23 protein-coding genes are annotated in these 26,012 nt (G+C 61.5%); 10 read left to right on the top strand and 13 right to left on the bottom strand.

Translation table 11 applies throughout. The features are described 5' to 3' along the window. Positions 1-90: 90 nt before the first annotated feature. From EGJ27_RS20190 to EGJ27_RS20180, 3 genes are all read right to left on the bottom strand, one after another. Complete coding sequence (locus tag EGJ27_RS20190) at positions 91-1,992, bottom strand: PhoX family phosphatase (RefSeq protein WP_125832706.1); 1,902 nt, start codon at positions 1,990-1,992, stop codon at positions 91-93. A 236-nt stretch (positions 1,993-2,228) separates the two neighbouring features. Next, entirely contained in the window at positions 2,229-2,993 is a 765-nt protein-coding gene (locus EGJ27_RS20185) for a TOBE domain-containing protein (RefSeq protein WP_125832512.1), read from the bottom strand. A gap of 11 nt (positions 2,994-3,004) precedes the next feature. Then, complete coding sequence (locus EGJ27_RS20180) at positions 3,005-3,769, bottom strand: ComF family protein (protein ID WP_125832511.1); 765 nt, start codon at positions 3,767-3,769, stop codon at positions 3,005-3,007. 99 nt (positions 3,770-3,868) lie between these two features. Here EGJ27_RS20180 and bioB point away from each other — a divergent pair, with 99 nt between their 5' ends. The 10 genes from bioB to EGJ27_RS20130 all read left to right on the top strand — a co-directional run bounded on the left by bioB (position 3,869) and on the right by EGJ27_RS20130 (position 15,053). Next, complete coding sequence (gene bioB / locus EGJ27_RS20175; RefSeq protein WP_125832510.1) at positions 3,869-4,927, top strand: biotin synthase BioB; 1,059 nt, start codon at positions 3,869-3,871, stop codon at positions 4,925-4,927. A 25-nt stretch (positions 4,928-4,952) separates the two neighbouring features. Next, positions 4,953-6,143, top strand: coding sequence for an 8-amino-7-oxononanoate synthase (gene bioF, locus EGJ27_RS20170; RefSeq protein WP_125832509.1), 1,191 nt, complete (start codon positions 4,953-4,955; stop codon positions 6,141-6,143). Next, positions 6,136-6,867, top strand: a complete 732-nt coding sequence (locus EGJ27_RS20165) for an alpha/beta fold hydrolase (RefSeq protein WP_125832508.1) — start codon at positions 6,136-6,138, stop codon at positions 6,865-6,867. The genes bioF and EGJ27_RS20165 overlap by 8 nt, the downstream gene beginning before the upstream one ends. Next, positions 6,860-7,684 carry a malonyl-ACP O-methyltransferase BioC gene (bioC, locus tag EGJ27_RS20160; RefSeq protein ID WP_125832507.1) on the top strand — a complete coding sequence of 275 codons (825 nt, stop codon included), beginning with the start codon at positions 6,860-6,862 and terminating at the stop codon, positions 7,682-7,684. The genes EGJ27_RS20165 and bioC overlap by 8 nt, the downstream gene beginning before the upstream one ends. 13 nt (positions 7,685-7,697) lie before the next feature. Continuing rightward, entirely contained in the window at positions 7,698-8,378 is a 681-nt protein-coding gene (gene bioD / locus EGJ27_RS20155; protein WP_125832506.1) for a dethiobiotin synthase, read from the top strand. A 156-nt stretch (positions 8,379-8,534) separates the two neighbouring features. Continuing rightward, complete coding sequence (locus tag EGJ27_RS20150) at positions 8,535-8,831, top strand: pyrroloquinoline quinone biosynthesis protein PqqE (protein WP_125832505.1); 297 nt, start codon at positions 8,535-8,537, stop codon at positions 8,829-8,831. A 328-nt stretch (positions 8,832-9,159) separates the two neighbouring features. After that, on the top strand, positions 9,160-10,965 hold the full coding sequence (locus tag EGJ27_RS20145) for a phenylacyl-CoA dehydrogenase (protein WP_125832504.1): 1,806 nt from the start codon (positions 9,160-9,162) through the stop codon (positions 10,963-10,965). Between the two features lie 218 nt (positions 10,966-11,183). Then, complete coding sequence (locus EGJ27_RS20140; protein WP_125832503.1) at positions 11,184-12,482, top strand: diguanylate cyclase; 1,299 nt, start codon at positions 11,184-11,186, stop codon at positions 12,480-12,482. Positions 12,483-12,721: 239 nt separating this feature from the next. Next, a complete protein-coding gene (locus tag EGJ27_RS20135; protein ID WP_125832502.1) occupies positions 12,722-14,500 on the top strand; it encodes an acyl-CoA dehydrogenase C-terminal domain-containing protein in 1,779 nt (592 codons plus the stop codon). Positions 14,501-14,891: 391 nt separating this feature from the next. Then, entirely contained in the window at positions 14,892-15,053 is a 162-nt protein-coding gene (locus EGJ27_RS20130; RefSeq protein ID WP_125832501.1) for a YqaE/Pmp3 family membrane protein, read from the top strand. A gap of 132 nt (positions 15,054-15,185) precedes the next feature. Here the strand turns inward: EGJ27_RS20130 and EGJ27_RS20125 are convergent, their stop codons facing one another. The 10 genes from EGJ27_RS20125 to EGJ27_RS20080 form a co-directional block, all read right to left on the bottom strand. Continuing rightward, positions 15,186-17,009, bottom strand: a complete 1,824-nt coding sequence (locus EGJ27_RS20125) for a S9 family peptidase (protein WP_125832500.1) — start codon at positions 17,007-17,009, stop codon at positions 15,186-15,188. Next, complete coding sequence (gene pqqE / locus EGJ27_RS20120) at positions 16,972-18,105, bottom strand: pyrroloquinoline quinone biosynthesis protein PqqE (protein ID WP_125832705.1); 1,134 nt, start codon at positions 18,103-18,105, stop codon at positions 16,972-16,974. Before pqqE ends, EGJ27_RS20125 begins: the two co-directional genes overlap by 38 nt. A gap of 28 nt (positions 18,106-18,133) precedes the next feature. Next, positions 18,134-18,412, bottom strand: coding sequence for a pyrroloquinoline quinone biosynthesis peptide chaperone PqqD (pqqD, locus tag EGJ27_RS20115; RefSeq protein WP_125832499.1), 279 nt, complete (start codon positions 18,410-18,412; stop codon positions 18,134-18,136). After that, positions 18,409-19,164, bottom strand: coding sequence for a pyrroloquinoline-quinone synthase PqqC (gene pqqC, locus EGJ27_RS20110; protein WP_125832498.1), 756 nt, complete (start codon positions 19,162-19,164; stop codon positions 18,409-18,411). The genes pqqD and pqqC overlap by 4 nt, the downstream gene beginning before the upstream one ends. Positions 19,165-19,190: 26 nt before the next feature. Further along, positions 19,191-20,102 (bottom strand): pyrroloquinoline quinone biosynthesis protein PqqB, encoded by a 912-nt coding sequence (gene pqqB, locus EGJ27_RS20105; protein ID WP_125832497.1) that lies wholly within the window; start codon positions 20,100-20,102, stop codon positions 19,191-19,193. 121 nt (positions 20,103-20,223) lie between these two features. Further along, positions 20,224-20,298, bottom strand: coding sequence for a pyrroloquinoline quinone precursor peptide PqqA (gene pqqA / locus EGJ27_RS20100; RefSeq protein WP_003422658.1), 75 nt, complete (start codon positions 20,296-20,298; stop codon positions 20,224-20,226). A 136-nt stretch (positions 20,299-20,434) separates the two neighbouring features. Continuing rightward, on the bottom strand, positions 20,435-22,840 hold the full coding sequence (gene pqqF, locus EGJ27_RS20095) for a pyrroloquinoline quinone biosynthesis protein PqqF (protein ID WP_125832496.1): 2,406 nt from the start codon (positions 22,838-22,840) through the stop codon (positions 20,435-20,437). Between the two features lie 68 nt (positions 22,841-22,908). Next, positions 22,909-23,709: a carbon-nitrogen hydrolase family protein gene (locus EGJ27_RS20090; protein ID WP_125832495.1), complete on the bottom strand. Its 801-nt coding sequence runs from the start codon at positions 23,707-23,709 to the stop codon at positions 22,909-22,911. Positions 23,710-23,724: 15 nt separating this feature from the next. Further along, a complete protein-coding gene (locus EGJ27_RS20085) occupies positions 23,725-25,404 on the bottom strand; it encodes an NAD(P)/FAD-dependent oxidoreductase (RefSeq protein ID WP_125832494.1) in 1,680 nt (559 codons plus the stop codon). Between the two features lie 140 nt (positions 25,405-25,544). Continuing rightward, positions 25,545-26,006 carry an Lrp/AsnC family transcriptional regulator gene (locus tag EGJ27_RS20080; protein WP_125832493.1) on the bottom strand — a complete coding sequence of 154 codons (462 nt, stop codon included), beginning with the start codon at positions 26,004-26,006 and terminating at the stop codon, positions 25,545-25,547. Between the last annotated feature and the right edge of the window lie 6 nt (positions 26,007-26,012).

The following is a 26,012-nucleotide window of genomic DNA, read 5'->3' as shown; positions in this document are numbered from 1 at the left end:
CTGGACGAAGACATGTTTTCCGGCTGCCTGACCGGCCTTTTCGCCGACAAGCGGAGCGCCGCCCGGTCCGCTCCTACGGATTGAATAACTTCAGGTGCCGATAACCCCGCCGTCTTCCCGGGTGATGACCATTACCGATGAACGGGGTTTGCCGTTGGGCAGGTGGTCGGGGAAGGTCGAGCCGCCGTTTTCGCCAGGGTGCTGGATGCCGACGAACAGCGTTTTGTAGTCCGGCGCGAAGCTGATGCCGGTGACTTCGCAACCAATCGGGCCGACCAGGAAGCGGCGGATCTCGCCGCTCGCCGGGTCGGCGCACAGCATCTGATTGTTGCCCATGCCGGCGAAATCACCCTTGTTGCTCGAATCGCCGTCGGTTTGTATCCACAGCCGACCGGCCGCGTCGAAGCTCAGGCCATCCGGGCTGTTGAATATGTTCTGTGGGTTGATATTGCTGGAGCCGCCCTGCGGCGTACCGGCGTGAACGGTCGGGTTACCGGCGACCACGAACAGGTCCCACTCGAACTCCATCGCCGAGGCGTTATCGTCCGCTTCACGCCAGCGCAGGATCTGCCCGTACTGATTTTTCGCGCGCGGGTTCGGGCCGCCCACTGGCTGACCGTCTTCACCACGCTTGGCGTTGTTGGTCAGCGTGCAGTAAACCTGACCGTCCTTGGGGCTGACCACGATCCATTCCGGGCGGTCCATGCGGGTGGCGTTCACCACGCTGGCGGCCATGCGTGCATGAATCAACACTTCGGCCTGGCTGTTGAAACCCGCTTGCGCGTCCAGGCCATTCTTGCCGTGGGTCAGCTCGATCCACTGGCCGGTGCCTTTGGGGTGATCCGGGTTGCCGTCGCCCGCATCGAACTGCGCAACATATAACGTGCCCTGATCCAGCAGGTTGCGATTGGCTTTGGGGTCGTCGTGGTTGATCTTGCCGCGACTGATGAACTTGTAGATGAATTCGCCACGCTCGTCGTCGCCCATGTACACCACCGCGCGACCACCCTTGGTCTGCGCCAGAGCGGCGTTTTCATGCTTGAAGCGACCCAGCGCGGTGCGCTTGACCGGCGTGGACTTAGGGTCGAACGGGTCGATCTCCACCACCCAGCCGAAGCGATTGACCTCGTTGGGGTTCCTGGCCACGTCGAAACGCGGATCGTGAATGTGCCAGCCGATTTCCTTGCTGGCCGCGACCACGCCGTAGCGCTTGAGGCCCGCGTCGAATTTTTGCTGCGGGTCAGTGCTGCCGAAGCAGTCAGTGAAATTCTCTTCGCAGGTCAGATAGGTGCCCCAGGGCGTCTTGCCGTTGGCGCAGTTCTGGAACGTGCCCAGCACGCGAGTGCCGGTCTGGTCGGCGTCGGTCTTGAGCCAGTCGTGGCCGGCCGCCGGGCCGCTCAAGGTGATAGGCGTATTGCCATGCACCCGGCGGTTGTAGCTGGAACCCTGAACGAACTGCCATTGGCCGTTCCTGCGCTGGATTTCGATCACCGACACACCTTCGGCGGCCAGTGCCTTGCGCACTTCTTCAGCCGACTGCGGCTCCTTGCCGTGATCGAAGAGGTAACGGTAATTGGTGTACTCGTTGTTGATTGCCAGCAGCGCCCGGTCATCGTGGCCGGGTATCGGAAACAGGCTCATGCCGTCGTTGTTGTCACCGAACTGCAACTCCTGCGCCTGCGCCGTTCCCTTGCCGCTTGGGTCGAAGGCCGGACTGTCGGCATGCAGCGGCTGACCCCAGCTGATCAGCACGGTGGATCGATAGCCTGCCGGCAAGGTGATCTGGTCGGTGGTGGCGCTGGCAATGCCGGGGAAACCGATCAGGCTGCCCGTTGCTGCGCCGACGCTGTCGGCCAGAACGCTGCGGCTCAGCAGGTTACCGCCTAAAAACATGGCCGCGCCGCACAATGCGCCCGCGCCGATGAAACCCCGGCGAGTCAGGCCCACCATGCTTTCGAGGTCGGTCGATTGATTCTCTTCTAATAGTTTCATCATCACGGCTCCATCGGTTATGCCAGCCACATTAGTGCGCGCATATGACGAAAATGTGTACAGATGATGACTGCGTGTCGGGGCAGGAGATGCACAAAGCAAGCAGGCACCGGCCTGCAGGCGCCAGTGGGCGGCGATCCGTCTTGCTGGCGATGGCATTTTTCAGGCAACGCAGCTGCTGCGTCTTCATTGGCCTCTTCGCCAGCAAGCTGGCTCCCAAATCAATCGCAGACTGACTACAAAAGCGTCCCCAACAGCACCAGCGCGGGCGCGAATTGCACTTGCACTCGGCAGCCGCTCGCCAGGTGCAGATCGTCGAGATGGTCGGATGCCGCAAGGGCACACAGCGTCTGGCCGCCAGGCAGTCTGATGCGGACTTCGCTGGGGCCGTCCTCGGCGTCGATTACTTCGTCGACCAGGCCGAACAGCGCATTCTCGTTTTCGGCGGCCGGGTGATCCTGGGCCAGGACCTGCAACGAGCCGGCCTTGATCAATGCCACCACGTCGCTGCCAATTTCCAGCGCCAGGCGTAGCGTGCTTTCGTGGGTGATGCGGGCATCGAGAGACTGCTCGCCGGCCAGTTGCAGGCGGATGAGGTCATTATGCCCGTGCCTGCTCATGTCGACGATGCGCCCCAGCAACTGGTTGCGGGCGCTGGTGCGCAGAGTCAGGCGATTGAGCAGGTCGAGATCGCCACTGTCTTCGGCCGCCTCCAGCACCTGGGCCTGCAATGCCTGCAATTTCAGGTACAGCCGCAAGACACGCTGGCCTTCCTCGGACAGGATCGCGCCGCCGCCGCCACGACCGCCCACGGCCCGAACGACCAGCGGTTTCTGCGCCAGATTGTTCAGTTCATCGATGGCGTCCCAGGCGGCCTTGTAGCTCACGCCCGCACTTTTGGCGGCGCGGGTGATCGAGCCCTGCTCGGCGATGTGCTGCAACAGTTCAATGCGCTGCGGCCGACGCGACAGGTGTTGGGTCAACAGCGGAGGAAGGGACATGGCGGAATATTCTATGGCCGTTCAGAGCCGCCAGTGTAAGGCAAATCCTCGGGCCGAGGCGTTCGGGCCAGGCAGTAGACATCCACCCGTTGCGCCCCGGCCGCAAGCAACAAGCGGGCAATGCCTTCGGCGGTGGCGCCGGTGGTCAGTACATCGTCGACCAGCGCCAGGTGCTTGCCTTCCAGCCGGGCCGGATCACGCAAGGCGAAGGCGCCGTTCAGATTGCGCTTCCGGGCGCGGGCGTCCAGCCCCTGTTGCGCGGGGGTTTCCTTGATACGCAAGAGTTGCTGCTCATCCACAGGTAAACCGAGCGATTTGCCGACCCAGCCGGCCAGCATCGCCGCCTGGTTGTAGCCACGCTCGCGCAGACGTTTCTTGGCCAGCGGCACCGGCAACAGCGCGTCCGGGCGCAGCAGACCTTCATCGAAACGGTGGCGCAGATGCAGGGCGAACAGCTCGCCCAGCAAGCGCCCCATGGCCCATCTGGCCTGATGCTTGAAGCGGGTAATCAGGCTGTCGAGAGGAAAGTCGTAGCGCCACGGCGCGATGACCTGAGTGAATGGCGGCGGCCGCCGAATACAGCCCGCACAGTTGGTTTCGTCGGCTGCCAACGGCAGCGCGCAGGTCTCGCATTGCTGACCCAGCCACGGCAGTTCGGACTCGCATGGCACACAGATGGGGTAGGGCAGGTCGCTGGCCTCATCGCATAACAAGCACGTTTGTTTGTTTTTTAACCAGATGTAAACCTGCATGTTGTGATCTGGTTGACAGCTCATGGCGCTTCCTTAAATATGCCGGTCATCCGTGTCGCGTCAGGGGTGGTTCATGCCCCGCGCAATTGCTTGAACACATTGCCCCAAAAGAGGAGCCGCCCGATGAGCGCCAGCACCACCGCCACCTTGCGTCATGACTGGACTCTAGCCGAGGTCCGTGCGCTGTTCGTACAGCCATTCAATGACTTGCTGTTTCAGGCGCAGACGGTGCACCGCGCTCATTTCGACGCCAACCGCGTACAGGTTTCGACGCTGCTGTCGATCAAGACGGGCGCCTGCCCTGAAGACTGCAAATACTGTCCGCAGTCCGGCCACTACAACACCGGCCTGGACAAGGAAAAACTGCTGGAAGTGCAGAAGGTGCTCGACGAAGCCGCACGCGCCAAGGCCATCGGCTCGACACGGTTCTGCATGGGCGCCGCCTGGAAGCATCCGTCCGCCAAGGACATGCCTTACGTGCTGGAGATGGTCAAAGGCGTGAAAGCCATGGGCATGGAAACCTGCATGACCCTGGGGCGCCTCGATCAGGACCAGACCGAAGCGCTGGCCCAGGCCGGCCTGGATTACTACAACCACAATCTGGACACCTCGCCGGAGTTCTACGGCAATATCATCACCACCCGCACCTACGCCGAGCGCCTGCAAACCCTGGCTTACGTGCGCGATGCGGGCATGAAGATCTGTTCGGGCGGCATTCTGGGCATGGGCGAGTCGCTGGATGACCGCGCCGGGCTGCTGATCCAGCTGGCCAACCTGCCGGAGCATCCGGAATCGGTGCCGATCAACATGCTGGTCAAAGTGGCCGGCACGCCGCTGGAAAACGCCGATGACGTCGATCCGTTCGATTTCATCCGCATGCTGGCGGTGGCGCGGATTCTCATGCCTCAATCCCACGTGCGCCTGTCGGCCGGTCGCGAAGCCATGAACGAGCAGATGCAGGCGCTGGCGTTCTTCGCCGGTGCCAACTCGATTTTCTACGGCGACAAATTGCTGACCACCGCCAACCCGCAGGCCGACAAGGACATGCTGCTGTTCTCGCGCCTGGGCATCAAACCCGAAGCGGGCCAGGAACACGCTGATGAAGTCCACCAGGCTGCCATCGAGCAGGCGCTGGTCGAGCAACAGAGCAGCAGCCTGTTCTACGACGCCGCTTCGGCTTGATCCGCTTTCCGTAATCGGGGCCTGAATGTCTTTCGATCTCCGCGCCCGGCTCGATGCCCGGCGCGACGCGCAGCTCTATCGTCAACGCCCACTGCTGCAAAGCCCGCAAGGCCCGCATGTGGTGGTTGACGGCAAGCCCTTGCTGGCGTTCTGCAACAACGACTATCTCGGGCTGGCCAGCCATCCCGACGTGATCGGCGCCTGGCAGGCCGGTGCCGAGCGCTGGGGCGTGGGCGGTGGTGCTTCGCACCTGGTGATCGGCCACAGCACGGCGCATCACGAACTGGAAGAAGCCCTGGCCGAGTTTACCGGCCGCCCACGCGCCCTGCTGTTTTCCAATGGCTACATGGCCAACCTCGGCGCCGTGACTGCGCTGGTGGCGCAAGGCGATACGGTGCTGGAAGACCGCTTGAACCATGCGTCGCTGCTGGATGCCGGCCTGCTCAGCGGGGCGCGTTTTTCCCGTTACCTGCACAACGACGTCGCCAGCCTCGGCTCGCGTCTGGACAAGGCCGTGGGCGATACGCTGGTGGTGACCGACGGCGTATTCAGCATGGATGGCGACCTTGCCGATTTGCCTGCATTAGCCAAAGCCGCCAAGGCCAAAGGCGCCTGGTTGATGGTGGACGACGCCCACGGCTTCGGCCCGCTGGGCGCCAATGGTGGCGGAATCGTCGAGCACTTCGGCCTGGGTCTGGAGGATGTACCGGTGCTGATCGGTACGTTGGGCAAATCCTTCGGCACCTCCGGAGCCTTTGTGGCGGGCAGTGAAGAACTGATCGAAACGCTGATCCAGTTCGCCCGGCCGTACATCTACACCACCAGCCAGCCACCGGCGCTGGCCTGCGCCACCCTGAAAAGCCTGGAGCTGCTGCGTTCCGAACACTGGCGTCGCGAGCATCTGGCGCAGTTGATCCGCCAGTTCCGCCAAGGGGCCGAACAGCTCGGCCTGACGCTGATGGACAGTTTCACCCCGATTCAGCCGATCCTGATCGGCGATGCCGGACGCGCCTTGCGCCTGTCGCAGATGCTGCGCGAGAAAGGCGTGCTGGTCACCGCCATTCGGCCGCCGACTGTGCCGGCTGGTGGCGCTCGCTTGCGGGTTACGCTGTCCGCCGCCCACAGCCCGGCTCAAGTGCAGCTATTGTTGGATGCACTGGCGCATTGTTACCCGCTGCTGGGCACGAGTGAATCAATGGAGGCCGATCATGCGTGATCGTTTGGTCCTGCTACCTGGCTGGGGTTTGGGCGTATCGCCGTTGGAACCGCTGGCCGCCGCGTTGCGCGGACTGGACGAGCACCTGCGGGTGGAAATCGAGCCGCTGCCGGAACTCGACAGCCGTGACGTTGAGGAATGGCTCGACGAGCTGAATGCCAATATTCCCGATGACGCCTGGCTGGGCGGCTGGTCGCTGGGCGGCATGCTGGCGGCCGAGCTGGCGGCGCGGCGCGGCGAGCGATGCTGTGGGCTGCTGACCCTGGCCAGCAACGCGTGTTTCGTACCTCGCGGTGCGTGGCCCAATGCAATGCCCGAGGGCGATTTCGGCGCCTTTCTGGCCGGATGCGAGGCGGACCCGGACGGGACGCTCAAACGCTTCAGTCTGCTGTGCGCCCAAGGTGCGCAAGACCCGCGCGGCCTGGCGCGTCTGCTCAAGTCCGCTGCACCCCATGGCGCGACAAGAACCCTGGTCAACGGCTTGAAGGTGCTCGAACAGCTCGATACCCGCAGCGCGTTACAGACGTTTCGCGGGCCGCAACTGCACCTGTTCGCGGGCCTTGATGCCTTCGTTCCGGCTGAAGCGGCCGGCGATTTACTCGCATTGCTGCCGGATGTCGAAGTCGGCGTGATCGAGCAGGCCGGCCACGCCTTCCTGCTGGAAAACCCTCACGGCGTAGCGGCGGCAATCCAGGCGTTTCTACATGAGTCGGACAATGACTGATCTTTCAAATCCTCAACTGCCCGGCGCATTGCCGGACAAGCGTCAGGTCGCGGCGTCATTTTCCAGAGCGGCCGGCAGTTACGACAGTGTCGCCGAGCTGCAACGGGCAGTGGGCGGCGAATTGCTGCATCGTTTGCCTGATGGCTCGCAGCCGCAGCGCTGGCTCGACCTGGGCTGCGGCACCGGATATTTCAGCCGCGTGCTCACAAAGATGTTCCCGGAGAGTGAAGGCATCGCCCTTGATATCGCCGAAGGCATGCTGCGCCACGCCCGGCCGTTGGGCGGTGCACGTTACTTTGTGGCGGGCGATGCCGAGCGCCTGCCGTTGCGGGACCAGAGTTGTGAGCTGATCTTTTCCAGCCTGGCCGTGCAATGGTGCTCGGATTTTTCGGCGGTGCTGAGTGAAGCCCGGCGAGTGTTGCAACCCGGTGGCGTATTCGCTTTCGCCAGCCTGTGCGTCGGCACGCTGCATGAGTTGCGGGAAAGCTGGCGGGCAGTGGATGGTCTGGTGCACGTGAACCGCTTTCGAGAGCAGGACGATTACCGACGCCTGTGCGCCGCCAGCCGGTTGCACCTCCGGACCCTGGAAGTTCGCCCACACGTATTGCATTACCCGGATGTACGCAGCCTGACCCACGAACTCAAGGCTCTCGGTGCGCACAATCTCAACCCCGGACGCCCGAGCGGCTTGACGGGCCGGCAGCGGATTCTAGGCTTGGTCCAGGCTTACGAGCGCTTTCGCGTCGAGGCCGGGCTGCCTGCTACCTACCAGGTGGTGTACGGCGTGCTGGAAAAACCTGTCGAGTCCACTTCATAAGGAAAGCCGCAAGATGAGTGTTGCGTATTTCATTACCGGGACCGACACGGATGCGGGCAAGACCACGGTCGCCGCCGGCCTGTTGCATGCCGCGCGTCTTGCCGGCCTGAGCACCGCGGCGGGCAAACCGGTGGCGTCCGGCAGTATGGTCACGCCGCAAGGGCTGCGAAACGCCGATGCCTTGGCGTTGCTTGCTGAATGTTCGTTGGCGCTGGGCTACGACGAGGTCAATCCGTTCACGTTCGAGCCGGCCATCGCTCCGCATCTGGCGGCCCGGGAAGCGGGCGTTGCCCTGAGCGTGCGTTCGTTGCTGTTGCCGATGCAGGCGTTGCTCGACAAGAAAGCCGATTTCACGCTGATCGAAGGCGCCGGTGGCTGGCGCGTACCGCTGGCCGAGCAGAGCAATTTGTCGGACCTGGCCATCGCGTTGGGCCTTCCGGTGATTCTGGTGGTCGGCGTGCGTCTGGGCTGCATCAACCACGCATTGCTGAGCGCGGAAGCCATCGCTCGGGACGGGCTGCATCTGGTGGGTTGGGTGGCCAATATCATCGACGCCAAGACCTCGCGGCTCGAAGAAAACCTGGCAACCCTGGCCGAGAGACTGCCGGCGCCGTGTCTGGGCCGTGTCCCGCGAATGAAAAAGCCCAGCGCCGAAAATGTGGCGGCGTATCTGCATCTGGAGCTGCTCGACTGATCAGGCGCCCGCATGTGCCTGATGGGCAAGAAGATTCTGTATCGGTCCGGGTCCAGCCTATTGGACGGCCTTGTGCCATTAGTCTTTTTGTCGGGTATTTCCCTGCATTTACTGGTTCAATAGCGCTTGTTCGCATTTTTGAACTGAGGATGGCGTATGCAAATCACCATGAACAACACCTTGTACCCAGGCCTGAGCGCAATGCAGGTCGGGCAGCAGCGTGTGGATCAGGCGGCCACTCAGATCGCCAGTTCCAACATCGAAGTCTCCGGCCGTAGCCAGTCTTCGGATTTCCAGCTGGAAAACCTGCGTTCGGTCGATCGCAGCCAGCGTTCGGACCTGTCGGCCAATCTGGTTGAGCTTGCCGCCGGCAAGGAACAGTTCCAGGCCGGGATCGCTGCCCAGAAAGCCAGCGACGAAGCCTTGGGTACGCTGATCGATACCTACGTTTAATACCTGCATCACAAACGCCGTGCCGTTCGCGCACGGCGTCATTTCTGAATCGCCGTGTATCACCGCGCTGCATCTTCCCCGCCCTTTTCCAGACCTCTACTAGACTCACAACGTTGCTCGCGCAACGCTGCAGGCCTTCTCCTGCGCGTTGTGCACGAGGTCGGAGACGAATGGCTTGCGATGCGCTATTGACAAGATTTCGGCTTAAACGTAAGTTTCAAACACCTGTTTGACCGTAAAGCACAAGAGAGAGCCACGTGTCCGGCGCATGCGCCTGATGAACGTTTCGGTCATTCGTTCCAGGATTCATCAGCAGAGGTTTATCGCTATGCCTGATTACAAGGCCCCCTTGCGTGATATTCGTTTCGTTCGTGATGAGCTGCTCGGTTACGAGGCCCACTATCAAAGTCTTCCCGCCTGCCAGGACGCAACGCCTGACATGGTCGACGCCATTCTTGAAGAAGGCGCCAAGTTCTGCGAGCAGGTGCTGGCGCCGCTGAACCGGGTCGGTGATATCGAGGGCTGTACCTGGAGCGAAGCGGGCGTGACCACGCCGGCCGGTTTCAAGCAGGCATACAAACAGTTCGTCGAAGGCGGCTGGCCGAGCCTGGCCCACGACGTCGAGCACGGCGGTCAGGGTTTGCCTGAATCCTTGGGCCTTGCGGTCAGCGAGATGGTCGGCGAAGCCAACTGGTCGTGGGGCATGTACCCAGGCTTGTCCCATGGCGCGATGAACACGATTTCCGAACACGGTACGCCCGAGCAGCAAGAGGCTTACCTGACCAAGCTGGTGTCCGGCGAGTGGACCGGCACCATGTGCCTGACCGAATCCCACTGCGGCACCGACCTGGGCATGCTGCGCACCAAGGCCGAGCCTCAGCCCGACGGCAGCTACAAAGTCACCGGTACCAAGATTTTCATCTCTGCCGGCGAACACGACATGGCGGACAACATTGTCCACATCGTGCTGGCGCGTCTGCCGGATGCACCGGCCGGCACCAAAGGTATTTCGCTGTTCATCGTGCCCAAGTTCCTCCCGGCGGCCGATGGCAGCATCGGTGAGCGCAACGCCGTCAGCTGCGGCTCGCTCGAACACAAGATGGGCATTCACGGCAACGCCACCTGCGTGATGAACTTCGATTCGGCCACCGGTTTCCTGATCGGCCCGCCGAACAAAGGTCTGAACTGCATGTTCACCTTCATGAACACCGCTCGCCTGGGCACCGCGCTGCAAGGCCTGGCCCATGCCGAGATTGCCTTTCAGGGTGGCCTGAAATATGCGCGTGATCGTCTGCAGATGCGCTCCCTGACCGGCCCGAAAGCGCCTGACAAGGCCGCCGATCCGATCATCGTCCACCCGGACGTGCGTCGCATGCTGCTGACCATGAAAGCGTTCGCCGAAGGCACTCGCGCCATGGTGTACTTCACCGCCAAGCAGGTCGATATCGTCAAATACAGCCAGGACGAAGAGCAACGCAAAGCCGCAGACGCGCTGCTGGCCTTCATGACGCCGATTGCCAAGGCATTCATGACCGAAGTGGGCTTTGAAGCGGCCAACCATGGTGTGCAGATCTACGGCGGCCACGGTTTCATCGCCGAGTGGGGCATGGAGCAGAACGTGCGTGACAGCCGCATTTCCATGCTGTACGAAGGCACTACCGGTATTCAGGCGCTGGACCTGCTGGGCCGCAAGGTTCTGATGACTCAAGGCGAAGCGCTCAAGGGCTTCACCAAGATCGTTCATAAGTTCTGCCAGGCCAACGAAGGCAGCGAGGGCGTTCAAGAGTTCGTCGCGCCGCTGGCTGCGCTGAACAAGGAATGGGGCGAGCTGACCATGAAGGTGGGCATGGCCGCCATGAAGGATCGCGAGGAAGTGGGCGCCGCTTCGGTGGATTACCTGATGTTCTCCGGTTACGCCTGCCTGGCCTACTTCTGGGCCGACATGGCGCGTCTGGCAACCGAGAAGCTGGCCGCCGGTACTGGCGACGAAGCGTTCTACCGCGCCAAGGTGCAGACCGCACGTTTCTACTTCCAGCGCATTCTGCCGCGTACCCGTACCCATGTTGCCGCGATCCTTTCGGGCGCTGCCAACTTGATGGATATGAAGGAAGAAGACTTCGGCCTCGCTTACTGAGTTCGTCGTTTTACATCAAACCGCCTGATCTTCGGACCAGGCGGTTTTTTATTGCCTGTTAAATAACCTTCATATTCAACGAATAAACCTTTCGTCCTTCCTGCCGTTACAGAAAAGTGATCATTTGATCGATCCGGTCGAATGCATTGTTCTGTGGATGAGGGCACAATGCCATCAATCCAGGCCTTTACTCCGATGCCGAGTAGGAGACGTTTCCCTTGCTTCGTTTGTCCGCTGCACGAATCAGCCACTTTCTGCCCTCTTTGGCATTGCTGTTTGCCGGGCTTGCGGCTGCCTATGTCAGGGACTTGAGTGTCTTCTTCACCTCGCTGTTCAACGTTCTGCCGACGCTGGTCCTGCTGTTGGGCGGCGCTTATTGCGGTGTGTATCGGCGTCAGCGCGAGCTGTTTCTGATGCTCACGGTCTACGTGGCGTATTTCCTGCTGGATACCCAAACCGATTTCTACCGTGACAACGGGACAGTCAGGGAAGATGCCGCAGTGGTCTTCCACTTGGTCTGTCTGCTGCTGCCGGTCATGTTCGGACTTTACGCAGCCTGGGAGGAACGCACGCATCTGTTCCAGGACCTGATCGCTCGCCTTGCGGTACTTGCGGCGGTGGGCGGCGTGGCACTGGGGCTGGAGCAAAGCTATCCGGTGCAGGTCCAAGGCTGGCTTGCCGATATCCGCTGGCCCGCGTTGCACGGGTCGTGGATGACGCTGGTTCAGCTGTCGTATGCCATGTTCTTCCTGTCCTTCGTGGTGCTGATCTGGCAATACCTGGAAAAACCACGGCCGTTGCATGCGGCACAGCTGGTGGGCTTGATCGGACTGTTCTGGGCATTGCCCAAGACTTTCATCCTGCCCTTTACGCTGAACATCATCTGCAGCCAGGTGATGCTGATGATTGCCGCAGCCGTCGCGCACGAGGCGTATCAGATGGCGTTCCGCGACGAGCTGACCGGCCTTCCAGGACGGCGGGCGCTCAACGAACGGATGCAGCGCCTAGGGCGCAATTATGTGCTGGCCATGAGTGACGTAGACCATTTCAAGAAATTCAACGACACCCACGGGCATGACGTCGGTGACCAGGTGTTGCGGTTGGTCGCCAGCAAGCTGGCACGCATTACCAGCGGCGGCGGCAAGGCGTATCGCTATGGCGGTGAAGAGTTCGCCATCGTGTTTGCCGGCAAGACGATCGAGGAGTGTCTGCCGCATCTCGAAGCGATTCGCGAGATGATCGCCAATTACGAGATTCTGCTGCGCAACAAGGACGCTCGCCCGCAGGATGACCAGCAAGGTCGTCAGCGTCGCGGCGCTGCCCACGCCAGCAGCGTCTCGGTCACCGTGAGCATCGGCGTCGCTGAGCGTCAGCCGGAACACCGCACACCCGAAGAAGTGCTCAAGGCGGCCGACCAGGCGTTGTATGCCGCCAAGGGCGCCGGGCGTAACTGTGTGATTGCCCACGGCCAGCTAAACAAGCGCGGCGCCGTGCGCACCGCCGAAGCGCTGAGTTGAATGACGGCTCCGTTCTGAAGCCGTTTTCTATCGTCTGTCACTCCCCGTTTCCTGTCGCGTTAAGCGCGAATCCAGGCCATTCGTCTGCATGACCCGCCTTGACTGTATGGTCATGACACGACCCTATGTCTCTGAAATGGTGTTCGGTTAGACTCGGGTGCATCGATTCCTGATTGACGCCATTCGGTGCGCCGAATCAGCTTTCCCCCAGTCTGCTGCTCCCGTTCGTGAGGTTTGCCATGGCCGATTATCAAGCGCCGCTGCGTGATATGCGCTTCGTTCTCAATGAAGTCTTCGAGGTCTCGAAACTCTGGGCACAGCTGCCGGAGCTGGCCGATACCGTCGATGCGGAGACGGTCGAAGCCATTCTTGAGGAAGCCGGTAAAGTGACCGGCAAAGGCATCGCCCCGCTGAGTCGCAATGGCGACGAAGAAGGCTGCCACTGGAACGACACGGTCGTGACCACACCGGCAGGTTTTCCCGAGGCTTATCGCACCTACGCCGAAGGCGGCTGGGTCGGTGTGGGTGGCAATCCCGAGTTCGGCGGCATGGGCATGCCCAAGGTGGTGTCGGCGCAGGTCGAAGAAATGCTCAACTCGGCCAGTCTTGCGTTTGGCCTGTACCCGATGCTGACGTCCGGCGCCTGCGTATCGATCAATACCCACGCCACCGAAGCGCTCAAGGCCAAGTACCTGCCGAACATGTATGCGGGCACCTGGTGCGGCTCGATGTGCCTGACCGAGGCCCATGCCGGCACCGATCTGGGGATCATCCGGACCAGGGCCGAGCCTCAGGCGGACGGCGCCTACGCAATCACCGGCAGCAAGATCTTCATCACTGGCGGCGAGCATGACCTGACCGAAAACATCATTCATCTGGTGTTGGCGAAACTGCCGGATGCGCCCGCCGGGCCCAAAGGCATTTCGCTGTTCCTGGTGCCCAAGTTCATGGTGGCCGATGACGGCAGCCTGGGTGAGCGCAACGCGGTCAGTTGCGGCTCGATCGAGCACAAGATGGGTATTCAGGCGTCCGCCACCTGCGTGATGAACTTCGATGCCGCCATCGGCTATTTGATCGGCGAGCCCAATAAAGGCCTGGCGGCGATGTTCACCATGATGAACTACGAACGCCTGGGTGTCGGCATCCAGGGGCTGGCGTCCGGTGTGCGGTCCTATCAGAACGCCGTCGACTATGCCCGTGACCGCCTGCAAAGCCGTGCGCCGACCGGCGCGCAGCACGCCGACAAGGTTGCCGATCCGATCATCGTTCACCCCGACGTGCGGCGCATGTTGCTGACCATGAAGGCATTCAACGAGGGCGGGCGAGCGTTCTCCAGCTACGTGGCGTTGCAACTGGATATTGCCAAGTTCAGCGATGACGATGTCGCACGCAAGCGCGCCGATGATCTGGTGGCGTTACTGACGCCGGTCGCCAAAGCCTTTCTGACCGATATCGGCCTGGAAACCACCCTTCATGGGCAGCAGATCTTCGGTGGCCACGGCTATATTCGCGAATGGGGCCAGGAACAACTGGTACGCGATGTGCGCATTACCCAGATCTACGAAGGCACCAACGGTATTCAGGCTCTGGACCTGGTGGGGCGCAAGATTGTCGGTTCCGGCGGCGCGTTCTACCGGTTGTTTTCCGATGAGGTCCGGCAGTTCATCGCGTCGGCGGATGCCACGCTGGGGGAATTTACCAGGCCGCTGGGTGCAGCGCTGAACACCTTGGACGACCTGACCCACTGGATACTGGATCGTGCCAAGGCCAATCCCAATGAGATCGGCGCCGCCTCGGTGGAATATCTGCACCTGTTCGGCTATACGGCCTACGCCTACATGTGGGCGATGATGGCCAAGGCAGCCGTTGGCAAGGAAGCGCAGGAAACGTTCTATGCCAGCAAGCTGAGCACGGCCCGCTTCTATTTCGCCAGATTGTTGCCGCGGATACATTCGCTGGACGCTTCGGTGCGTGCCGGCAGTGACTCGTTGTACCTGATGGATGCCGAGCAGTTCTAATCAAAACCATTTGTAAGCATTTGCTTACATGAGAAGCCGGAAATCGGCCTCTATCGCAAAAGTGGATCCAAAGTTAATCTACTCACATGGACGTAGCGCAGGAAGCGCACATACATAACAGGGACACGTAGGGATACCTGCCAGGATGGCGGGACGAAAGGGAAATCAGGGAAACAGTCTGGAAAACCCCGCTTAGGCGGGGTTTTCTTTGTGCGCGTCTGTTGGCTGAGCACGCCCACACCACACCCGGCCAATGCGGCTGCGGCACGCCTTGCCCCGCGCTTTATCCCCTCCGGTAATGGCTGTATGCCAGAAGCAGTGGAACCCTCACCAGCGTGCAGGGTCGATTAGCTGTCTGGCCTTTTCAGAGCCATTAATCAGGAGCTTACTCATGGACATCATTCGCATCATCTTCGCCATCCTGCTGCCTCCGCTGGGTGTGTTCCTGCAAGTCGGCCTGGGCGGCGCATTCTGGCTGAACATCCTGCTGACCCTGTTGGGCTACATTCCGGGCATCATTCACGCGGTGTACATCATCGTGTCACGAAAATGACAGCCGCAGCGTTGTAGAGGCGGCGCTGTCAGCATGCTGGCTCCTACAAGGCAGGGATACAGCGCCGGCCTGCAGGAGCCAGCGGGTGGCGATCCGGCTTGCTGGCAATAACATTGCGCCTTTGCGGCTCGTTCACTTGAGAACGTCGCAATAGAACTGCCACTCGGTCTCAAGCGCGTGGGCCTGATTGCTGGCCTTGCGGAACCCATGGCGTTCGCCTGGATAGAAATGCGCCTGCGCCGGGATGCCGCGTTCGACTAGAGCGTCCAGCATGGCGCGGGTCTGTTCCGGCACCACGACGGCATCCAGCTCGCCCTGAAAGAACACCACCGGCACCTTGATTCGGTCGGCGTGCAATAAAGGCGTCCTGGCGTTGTAGCGTTCAACATCCCGCTCGGGATCGCCAATCAGCCAGTCCAGGTAATCCCCTTCGAACTTGTGAGTCGCCTTGGCCAGCGCGATTGGGTCGCTGACGCCGTACAGGCTGGCACCGGCGCGGAAGACGTCTTGAAACGCCAGTGCGCACAGTGTGGTGTAACCGCCGGCGCTGCCGCCGCGAATGAAGGCCTTGTCCTCGTCGATCAAGCCACGCTCGCTCAGATGAGTGACCACCGCGCAGGCGTCTTCCACGTCCGCCACACCCCAGTTCAGGTGCAGACTCTGCCGGTATTGGCGACCGTAACCGGTGCTGCCTCGATAATTCAGGTCGGCCACCGCGAATCCGCGCTGGGTCCAGAACTGAATGCGCGGGTCCAGCACCGGGTAACAGGCCGAAGTCGGACCTCCGTGGATGAACACCACCAACGGCGGTTTTTCATCGCCGGTCATCGCCGGGTAGAAGTAGCCGTGGGCATGCGCATCGCCGCTGGGATAGCGCAGCGGCTGCGGACGGCTGATGCGTTCTGGCGGCAGCGGCGCACCGCCACCTGCCAACACCTGCACGCTGTGATCGGCGCGAGAAATGGCAAGCACTGCCGAAGTGCTGACAGCAGATGCCGCGATGCAATAGATGAACGCTTCGTCCAGCGCCAGACTGCGGAAGCGGCTGTAATCGCCAGTGTAGTCTTCGACCGTGCCGTCCGGATGGCGCAAGCCCAGGACGCCCACACCGTTTTCCGACCAACTGGCAAGATAGCCGCCGCTGACCGGTAGCCAGGTGCAACTGCCCAATTGCCATGGGGCGGATGAGTGGTCAGCCGCGACCGTCGGCAGCGCAGAGAAGCCGGAATCGGTTTCGCCCCACGGTTGCCAGAATCCGTCACGGTCGGTCAGGCAATACAGCAGCCCTTGAGCGTCGAAGCGTGGCTGCTGCAAGGATTCTTCCGCGCCGTCTCCCGCGACACAGCGCGGCGCCGACCACTGGCCATTGTCCTGGCGTTGCGCGCACATCAAGCGAGTGCTGGTCCAGGGCTGGTGCGGGCGTTGCCATTCGATCCAGGCCAGGCGGCCGCCATCTGCGCTGACGATGGGTGACGAATAGAAGTCCGCGCCTTCGGCCAACAGCGTGCGCCGGCCATCGGCCAGGTCGATGGCGACCAGCCGATGAGTCGTGTGGTCTTCCTCGACAGCCAGAACCCGCCCGTTGGTAAAGAACACACCGCCGTAGTGGTAATCGCCCTGGGTCAGTTGCACCGGCGCGCCGTTATCCAGCGCTTGCCGATACAACTGCTGATCGCTTTCGTTGACGAATACCACCGCATCGTCGGCCAGGCAGAACGAGCCGCCGCCGTATTCGTAGACCCGGCTGCGCACGCTGAAACCATCCGGCGTCAGGCAGTGCGTCTGGCCGGCGTACCAGTGCCAGATCCGGCATGCACCGTCTTCGGGGCGATATTCGTTCCAGAACAGGCCGGCGGAGTTGACGTCCAGCTCGGCGAAGTCGACCCCGGCTGCGACCGCTTGGGCCGCGGTGAGTGGTTCAGGAGGATTTTGCGATGAGGCGTGAATTTCGGTCATTGCGGAAGGCCAACTGCTCAATGGTTTGGGTGGCTGTTTCTGCTTCGTCGCGCGCTTGGGTGATGATCTGGTGATGCGGGGATTTGCTGCACACCGGGTCCGCGTTGGCGGCATCGCCGGTCAACATGAACGCCTGGCACCGGCAGCCGCCGAAGTCCTTTTCCTTCTCGTCACATGAGCGGCACGGCTCAGGCATCCAGTCGTAGCCACGAAAGCGATTGAAGCCGAACGAGTCGTACCAGATGTGCTGCATGCTGTGTTCACGCACGTTGGGAAACTGGATCGGCAGCTGTCGGGCGCCATGACAGGGCAGGGCGGTGCCGTCCGGCGTGACGGTCAGGAAGATGCTGCCCCAGCCGTTCATGCAACCTTTGGGGCGCTCTTCGTAATAATCGGGCGTAACGAAGATCAGCTTGCACGGGTGTTCTTCGGCTGCGAGTTTGTCGCGGTACTGATTAGTGACCGCTTCGGCCCGCACCAGTTGGTCCTTGGTGGGCAGCAGGCCAACCCGATTCAGGTGCGCCCAGCCGTAGAACTGACACGTCGCCAGCTCCACAAAATCGGCTTCCAGCGCCAGGCACAGCTCGATGATGCGGTCGATGCGGTCGATGTTGTGCCGGTGGGTCACGAAGTTGAGCACCATCGGGTAGCCGTGCTTCTTGACTGCCCGGGCCATTTCCAGTTTTTGCGCGAAGGCTTTCTTCGACCCGGCAAGCATGTTGTTCACCTGCTCGTCGCTGGCCTGAAAACTGATCTGGATGTGGTCCAGCCCGGCCTTCTTGAAGTCGATGATCTTCTGCTCGGTCAGGCCGATGCCGGAGGTGATCAGATTGGTGTAGAAGCCCAGGCGCCGGGCTTCGGCGATCAGCTCGGCCAGATCCTGGCGCACCAGCGGTTCGCCGCCGGAAAAACCGATCTGTGCCGCGCCCATTTGCCGGGCTTCGCGCATGACCTTGAACCACTGCTCGGTGGTCAGCTCCTGCCCTTGTTTGGCAAAGTCCAACGGATTGGAGCAATACGGGCATTGCAGCGGGCAGCGGTAAGTCAGCTCGGCCAGCAGCCACAACGGCAGGCCGGTTGCCGGCCTGGGTGGCATCAGCGGGTTGGGTGTCGTCAATACATGGTCAGTCAAGGTTGATCCAGTGCTTTTCGTGGGCCACTTTCATGAAATCGTCGACGTCGGTTCCCAGTTCGGGAATGTTGGGAATCATCTGTTCCAGCGTGTCGATGACCTGTGCGATCGAACGTTGCCCATCGATCAGGTTTCCGATCCAGCCGGCGCTCTGGTTGAGCTGGATCATGCCTTCCGGATAGAGCAGCACATAACGGTCCTGGGCATCTTCATACTGAAAACGATAGCCCTGGCGCCAGGTAGGAACGAGGTGACGATCGAACTTCTTCATAGAACAATCCCCTTATGCCAGACCCGTTGGTCTGTAACGCTGTGATACGGCGGGCGGTTCAGCTCGTAGGCCATGCTCATGGCGTCCAGCATGCTCCACAAAATGTCGAGCTTGAACTGCAGGATTTCCAGCATCCGCTGCTGGCTCTCGTATGTAGTGTAGTGCTCCAGCGTGATCGCAAGGCCATGTTCGACATCGCGGCGGGCTTGCGCCAGGCGCGTGCGGAAATATTCATAGCCGGTCGGGTCGATCCAGGGGTAGTGCCGGGGCCAGCTGTCCAGGCGCGACTGGTGGATCTGCGGTGCGAACAGCTCGGTCAATGAGCTGCTCGCCGCTTCCTGCCAATTGGCGCGGCGGGCGAAATTCACATAGGCGTCAACGGCGAAGCGCACGCCGGGCAGAACCAGCTCTTGCGAGCGCATCTGGTCAGGGTCCAGCCCTACGGCCTGTCCAAGGCGCAGCCAGGCTTCGATGCCGCCGTCTTCACCGGGCGCTCCGTCGTGATCCAGCAGGCGCTGAATCCACTCGCGACGGACTTCGCGGTCCGGGCAGTTGGCCAGGATCGCAGCGTCCTTGAGCGGGATGTTCACCTGATAGTAAAAGCGGTTGGCGACCCAGCCCTGGATCTGCTCGCGTGTCGCCCGACCGTCATACATCGCCACGTGATAAGGGTGATGAATGTGGTAATAGGCACCTTTGGCGCGCAGAGCCTTCTCGAATTCGGCGGGGGACAGCGCAGTGACTTCGCTCATATCGATTCCTTGTCTGATGTTGATCTCTACAGCTCAATGCTCATGCCGTCAAACGCCACTTCGACGTTGCGACGGGCCAGTTCGGCGCGTTCTGGAGAGTCTTCGTCGAGAATCGGGTTGGTGTTGTTGATGTGGATCAGCACCTTGCGCTGCTCGGGGAAGGCCTGCAGCACTTCCAGCATGCCGCCAGGCCCATTCTGAGCCATATGGCCCATCTCCCGACCGGTGCGGGTGCCGACGCCGCGCCGCTGCATTTCGTCGTCGTCCCACATCGTGCCGTCCACCAGCAGGCAGTCGGCCGCGTGCATTTTCTCCAGCAGCGCGTCATCGACCTTGCCCAGGCCCGGTGCATAGAACAGTTTGCCGCCGGTGCGCGTGTCTTCGACGATCAGGCCGATGTTGTCGCCCGGATGCGGATCGAAGCGGTGCGGCGAATAGGGCGGCGCGGCGCTGCGCAGCGGGAACGGCGTGAAACGCAGGTTGGGGCAGGCCGGGATCGTGAAGCTGCCTTGCAGCTCGATCCGGTTCCATTTCAGGCCGCCGTTCCAGTGCTTGAGCATTTCGAAGAGCGGGAAGCCGGTGCTCAGGTCTTCGTGGACCATGTCGGTACACCAGACTTCATGCGGGCAGCCCTCGCGCAGGCTGAGCAGGCCGGTGGTGTGGTCGATCTGGCTGTCCATCAGCACGATGGCGCTGATGCCGGTGTCTCGCAGTGCGCGGCCCGGTTGCATCGGGGCGAAGCCTTGCAGCTGGGCACGGATGTCCGGCGACGCGTTGCACAGCACCCAGTTCACGCCATCGTCGGAGATCGCGATGGACGATTGCGTGCGCGCCGTGGCCCGCAGGCTGCCGTCACGAAAACCTGCGCAGTTGACGCAGTTGCAGTTCCACTGCGGGAAACCGCCGCCGGCGGCGGAACCTAGAATCTGGATGTACATGTCAGCTTCCTAACGACTTGAAGTTCTATCTGCGACCAGAACGCCGGCGCGCTCCTGAAGGCTCTCTGTTTGCCACTAATAAAAAAGCCCCGGCGAACCGAGGCTTTCCAGCGCGTTGTAATCAACGGCTAGCGAAGTACATGGTGACTTCGAAGCCGATACGCAGATCAGTGTAAGCAGGTTTAGTCCACGACATAGGAGACTCCTTCATGTGATTGCAACGGTGAGTGACATCATCTTAGTGCATCCGCGCGGGAATACGTTCAGATGGTTAGGGAGCTATGTTACTCAATTTAACAATTCAGTAGTGTCAGAATCTTCATGAAAGACCGTTACCGTTCAGGTAACGATCCGGGTGCCGGGCGATTGGCCAGGATCAGCCAACCGGCCCGCGCATCGGCCAGGTTACGAGCGGCTTCAAGCAATGTCGTGTAATCCAGCGCTGCCAGCGCGCTCTCCAGATGCGAGAGATAGTCGCCGTCATGGCCCGCCAGATGCGCGTGCCAAAGCAGCGCGGCCAATTGCTCGTTCGGCAGGCCCAGCGGATCGAACTGCGCGATCAAGGCGCGCTTTTGCGTCGCCAGATCGCTGGCCGCTACCTGCTGCGCAGTCTCGTCAATAAATGTCTCGATATGCCGCAGCAACTGCTCGGTGCCGCAGGCAGGAGACTGAACCCCGAACAGCAAGCCGGTCCGCCCACTGATCTGGCGCAAGCCGCTGAACACCGCGTAACCCAATTGCAGTTCGACGCGTAACCGTTGATAAAACGGGCCTTGCAGCAAGTGACCGAGCATGCGCCATGCGGCTTCGTCTGCGATGGATGCACGTGGCGTGGGGCAGAACACCAGCACGGCGTCCTCGGATGAATCTGTGGCTTCGTGGAACCAGCCTCGGCCTGATTGCAGATTCACAGACCGCGAAGACTCGGCCTGCACAGTGCCAGGCGTCAGGCTCAAAACAGCATTGATCGAGGGTTCGTCGGCCTGCGGTAGACCAACGGCAAACGCCAGCCACCGAGCATCGGTCCAGATCCCTGGCGAGTCCTCCACTTGAGAAAGGGTCGGGGACGCCAGGAAACGATCGGGCAGTACCTTGAGTAACTGGCGGATCGGTATTGGAGGCGGCTCGTTGTCGGCGGTCTGGGATCGGGCCTGGGACGATGCGTCGGCCTGTGCCATGTGGCGTAAGGCATGCTCGAGGATGGCGGCCATCGGCTGGCGAATGCCGGTCAGCTTGATTTCCCAGTAAGGGCCGTAAGCGCTGAAGGACAGGCTAGTTCCGGCTTGCCGGGCATCTTCGGCTATCGCCAGCAAGCCCTCATTGATCAGCCGCCACACGTGCGGTTGGGGTTCTCGCAATTGCCAGCGTAGATAAATCGCCGCTTCATCGCCGGGTGTCGGCAGGGCGCGATGGAAAACCACTGAATCAGCCGGGCTCGGGAATAACGTGGCGCAGGGTGCCGATTGCAGGAACGGGTTGGGTGGCGGGAGCTGCCAATTCACAGGCGTACCTGCATAGCCTTGGAGTGCGTGGCGGGTGAGCAAGGAGGCGGGCGTCAACTGGGCGATCAACGCTTCAAGCGCCACGCCGCCCTCGTGGCTCAATACGCCAGGCAGGTCGCGCGAATAATGATGCGCCAGCTCCAGCGCGCCGCTGGTCTGCAACCGACGCTGCTGCACGGCATCGAACTCGGCGACCAACGCCGGCCATTGCTCCTTGAAGAACGCCAGCCAGCTGAAGAACAACTGAGCGACGGCGCTTTGCTCGCCTGGGGCGGTGCCTTGAAGATCGATATCCAACAGCAACTGGCCGTCGAACTGGTACACCGACGCGGCCTTCAGTGAGCGGATCAGGCCTCTGTCGACCAGTTCGGCAATCAACCCTCCGGGTTTCGGGGTATTGAGCCAGTGACATATAAACGCCACGGCTTCTTCGGCTTTTGACGGCAGGCTTTCGCAGGCGAACAGCAGATGAAAGCGACGCTGACTTGCGCAGGGGCCAGTTTGCTGGCGAGAAGGCTCATCCAGACACGCGGAAAGCAACGGCGCAGGCGCGTGTCTGGCAATTGGTCTCCCGGCAAAGAACAACGCACCCTGCTGTTGAGCCAGTTCCCGTAACTCAGCCAGGGGCTGTGGCCCGCTCAGGCACAAGGTCATCTGTCCGGCCTGATAGAAACGGCGATAAAAGTCGTTCAGTGCCTGCTGAAATGCCGGATTGGGCACCGCCAGGCTATAGCGGTTACCCGCATGAAAACCTCGAAGCGGATGCTGCGCGTTGACCGGCGCCAGCAAGGCTGCGTGATCACGCGCTTCAGCGTCGCGGCTCCAGGCGATGAACTCGGCATGCAGCACTTCGCGCTCACGCAACTGCTCGGCCGGGTCCATGCGCGGGTGAGCGAGCATGTCGCACAGGCGCTCGACGCCATCGGCAAACACCGCTGTCGGCAGTTCAAAGAAGAAATCGGTGGTGCGTTCGCGGGTGCTGGCATTGATTTGCCCGCCGTGGCGCTGCACGAATGCCATCAGGTTCTGCTCACCGGCAAAGCGCAAGGTGCCAAGGAAAAACAGATGTTCCAGGAAGTGTGCCAGGCCTGGCCATCGGGCCGGGACGTCATGGCTACCCGCCGCTACCCGTATCGATGCCGCCGCTCGCCTGAGCCTGGGTGCGTGACACAGCACCACGTTCAAGCCGTTGCCCAGCGTGAGTCGCTCGGTGTCAGGGGAATTCAGCACAGGCATGACCGCTTCCGAAAGGCGTTGGTGACAGGACGCCATGCTAGCGGATAACTCGCGTTGACCGTGAGCGGTCAGGGTTTGCGCAACGCCTCGTACAGCGCCGGTCGTCGATCATTGAAATAGGTATTGAGCGCTCGGGACTCGGCCAGCAGCCCGTGATCCAGTGTGCCGACCGTCAGCGTTTCGTCCCGTTGCGCCAAGGCCGCGCGGCTGCCGTCCGGCGCGCAAATGCTGCTCAGCCCGCAGTAGTGAATGTCGCCTTCGCTGCCGCAGTAGTTGGCGTAGACCAGATAACACTGGTTCTCGAAAGCTCGCGCGCGGACCGTGACTTCGCAGACAAAATCATAAGGCGCCATGTTGGCGGTTGGGACCAGAATCAACTCGGCACCGGCCAGTGCCAGACGCCGCGCGTTTTCGGGAAACTCCACGTCGTAGCAGATCAGCAGGCCCAGCCGCCAACCGTTCAGCTCGACCACCGGAAAGTCGTCTTTACCCGCCACGAACATGGCTTTATCCAGCTCGCCGAACAGGTGCGTCTTGCGGTAATTGCACAGGCTATGACCACGGGCATCGATCAGTTGCACGGCGTTGTACACCTGGTCGTCGGCACCCCGTTCGGGATAGCCATACACAATGGCGATCCCGGCACTTTGGGCGATGGCTGCCACTTGAGCTGCCGCCAGGCCGTCACGCGGCTGGGCGAGTTTCACCACCGCTTCGCTGCCGATGTTGTAGCCGGTCAGGAACATCTCGGGGCAGACCAGCAATTGCGCGCCTTGCAGCACCGCCGCTTGCGCCTGGTGTTGCAGGCGGATCAGGTTGCCGGCGATGTCCAGCGGCAGTGGCGGGCATTGATAGAGCGCGACGCGCATGGTGGTTTCCTTTTTTCAGTCGGCCAGTGCAATGGGGCCGATATCGTTGAATACATCGCCGGGACCGGGGTTCTCGGCGTGGGTCTTGCCGCCGAAGTGGGTCATGATGCCCCAGACTGCGTTCAACGACGTCTGTACCGCGCCTTCGACCCACGCCGGCGTCCAGGACACATCATCGCCGGCGATGAACATGCCGCGCTGTTCGGCAGGCATGTCCTGCTGCATGAAGTGCGCGTACATCCGCTGGTTATAACGGTAATGGCCGGGCAATGCGCCTTTGAACGCGCCGAGGAAATGCGGGTCGGCTTCCCACGACACCGTGATCGGATCACCAATGATTCGCGCCGCGATGTCGACTTTAGGGTAGATCTTTTTGAGCGCATCCAACGCCAGCCTGACCCGTTTGTCGATGGGCTGCGGCAGCATCTTGAGCGCGTCGCTCATCCACGAATAGGACAGGCAGATCACGCCCGGCTTGTCGTCGCCATTGTCGAACAGGTAGGTGCTGCGGGTCAGGCGATCAGTCAGGGTCATGCTCATCAGGTCGCGGCCGGTTTCCGGGTCTTTGTCCTTCCAGAACGGCCGGTCGACCATCACGAAGGTCTTGGATGACTGCATGTAGCGGGTGCGGTCCAGGGCCATCCACATCTTCTGCGAAAACAGCGACTCTTCGCATTCGATCTGCGTGGTCAGCAGCCAGCTTTGACAGGTGGTGAGCACGGCGCCGTAATGCCGGGTGTCGCCCCAATTGTCGGTCACCGCCAGCGTGCCGTCCGCCGCGCGCGCGATACGTTTCACGCCGGGCCGCGGCGCGCCACGGTGCAGCGTCGACAGGCTGGTGCCCTCGGGCCAGTGAACACAGCGTTCCGGCACATGACTCCACAAACCCACCGGCACCTGCTGTACGCCACCGACGATCAAGTGTTGGTGCTCGTCGCAGTTGGTCATCACCACGCGAAAGATTTCCAGCATCGAGTTGGGGAAATCAGAATCCCAGCCGCCCGTACCAAACCCGACCTGGCCGAATACTTCACGGTGGGTAAACGACAGTTTGGCGAACGCCTTGGAAGTGGCGACGAAGTCGTAAAATGTGCGGTCATCCCACAGCGGCACCAGCGTGTTCCATAGCGCTTTGAGGCGAGGGACGTCGCGGTCGCGGATGGCTTGCTGAATATCGGAAAACTGCGCGCCGGCCTCCAGCGCGTCGGCCCAGGCATCGGCGACTTCTTGAAACAGTTCCGGCAGGTCCGAGAGCATTTGCGCGTAGTGGGTCGAGCCTTCCAGATCGATCACGGTGCTGCCGGACGCCGCCGTCAGCGGATTGGGGAAGGGCCTGGACTCCAGGCCCAGCTTGTCGACGTAATGAAAGAACGCGGTGGAAGACACCGGAAAGCGCATTCCGCCCAGCTCCGCGATGATGCCCTTGGCGCCTTCGAATTCCTGGGAGCGCAAGCGGCCACCCATTTTCGAGGCTTCATACACTACGGGTTTGAGGCCCAGCTTCATCAGCTCGTAGGCGGCCACCAGCCCGGCGATACCGGCGCCGATAATCGCCACTTCACTGCCAAGATTTTCTTTCGGGATGCTGCCAAGTCCGGCCGGATGTTCGATCCAGTCGTCGAAGGGAAAAGGGAAATCAGGGCCGAAGATCGTGACCGGCTTCTTGCCGTTTGCGGGATGGCGATTGGTTTTCATGACCGACCTTGCTGGCGACTGCGAAAAACAACAGTCTAGTGAAGCGCAGGTTGGTTAATAAGACGCAAAGTGCCGTCATTGTGATCGGATGTGCTGCAAAGTGACGATCAAGAAACGCATTTTGTCGCTTATCGATTGCATTACACCGGCTGCCCACGATCTATCTTGCTGCTGAGAATGATCGAGGTCGTGGTTTTCTCCACACCCTCCACGCTGCCGATCAGGTCCAGCAGTTCATCCAGCTGCTCCGGCGAGTCGGTGCGCAGCCAGGCCACGTAGTCGAACTCGCCGCTCACCGCGCACAGTTGCTGAACCTGCGACAGAGCGCCAAGCCTGCGCAGCACTTCCTTGCCGGAGCGTGGTTGCACGGTGATGCCGACGTAAGCCTGCAACCCACCGTCGACCACTCGTTGACCAAGACGCACGCCGTAGCCGGTGATGATCTTGCTCGCTTCAAGCCGCGCCAGACGCGACGTCACGGTGGTGCGGGCGATGCCTAGCTGGCGCGCCAGGGTCGCCACGCTTTCCCGAGCATTGATCTGCAGCGCTGCGATAAGTTGGCGGTCGATGTCATCGAGTGCCGGCGGGCGAAGTTCGGACACGGCGAT

Source organism: Pseudomonas sp. v388 (assembly GCF_003935425.1).
In the GTDB taxonomy this organism is placed as follows: Bacteria; Pseudomonadota; Gammaproteobacteria; order Pseudomonadales; family Pseudomonadaceae; genus Aquipseudomonas.
The sequence above is the reverse complement of the archived record's forward strand: the minus strand, read 5'-3'. Positions and strand labels throughout refer to the sequence as shown.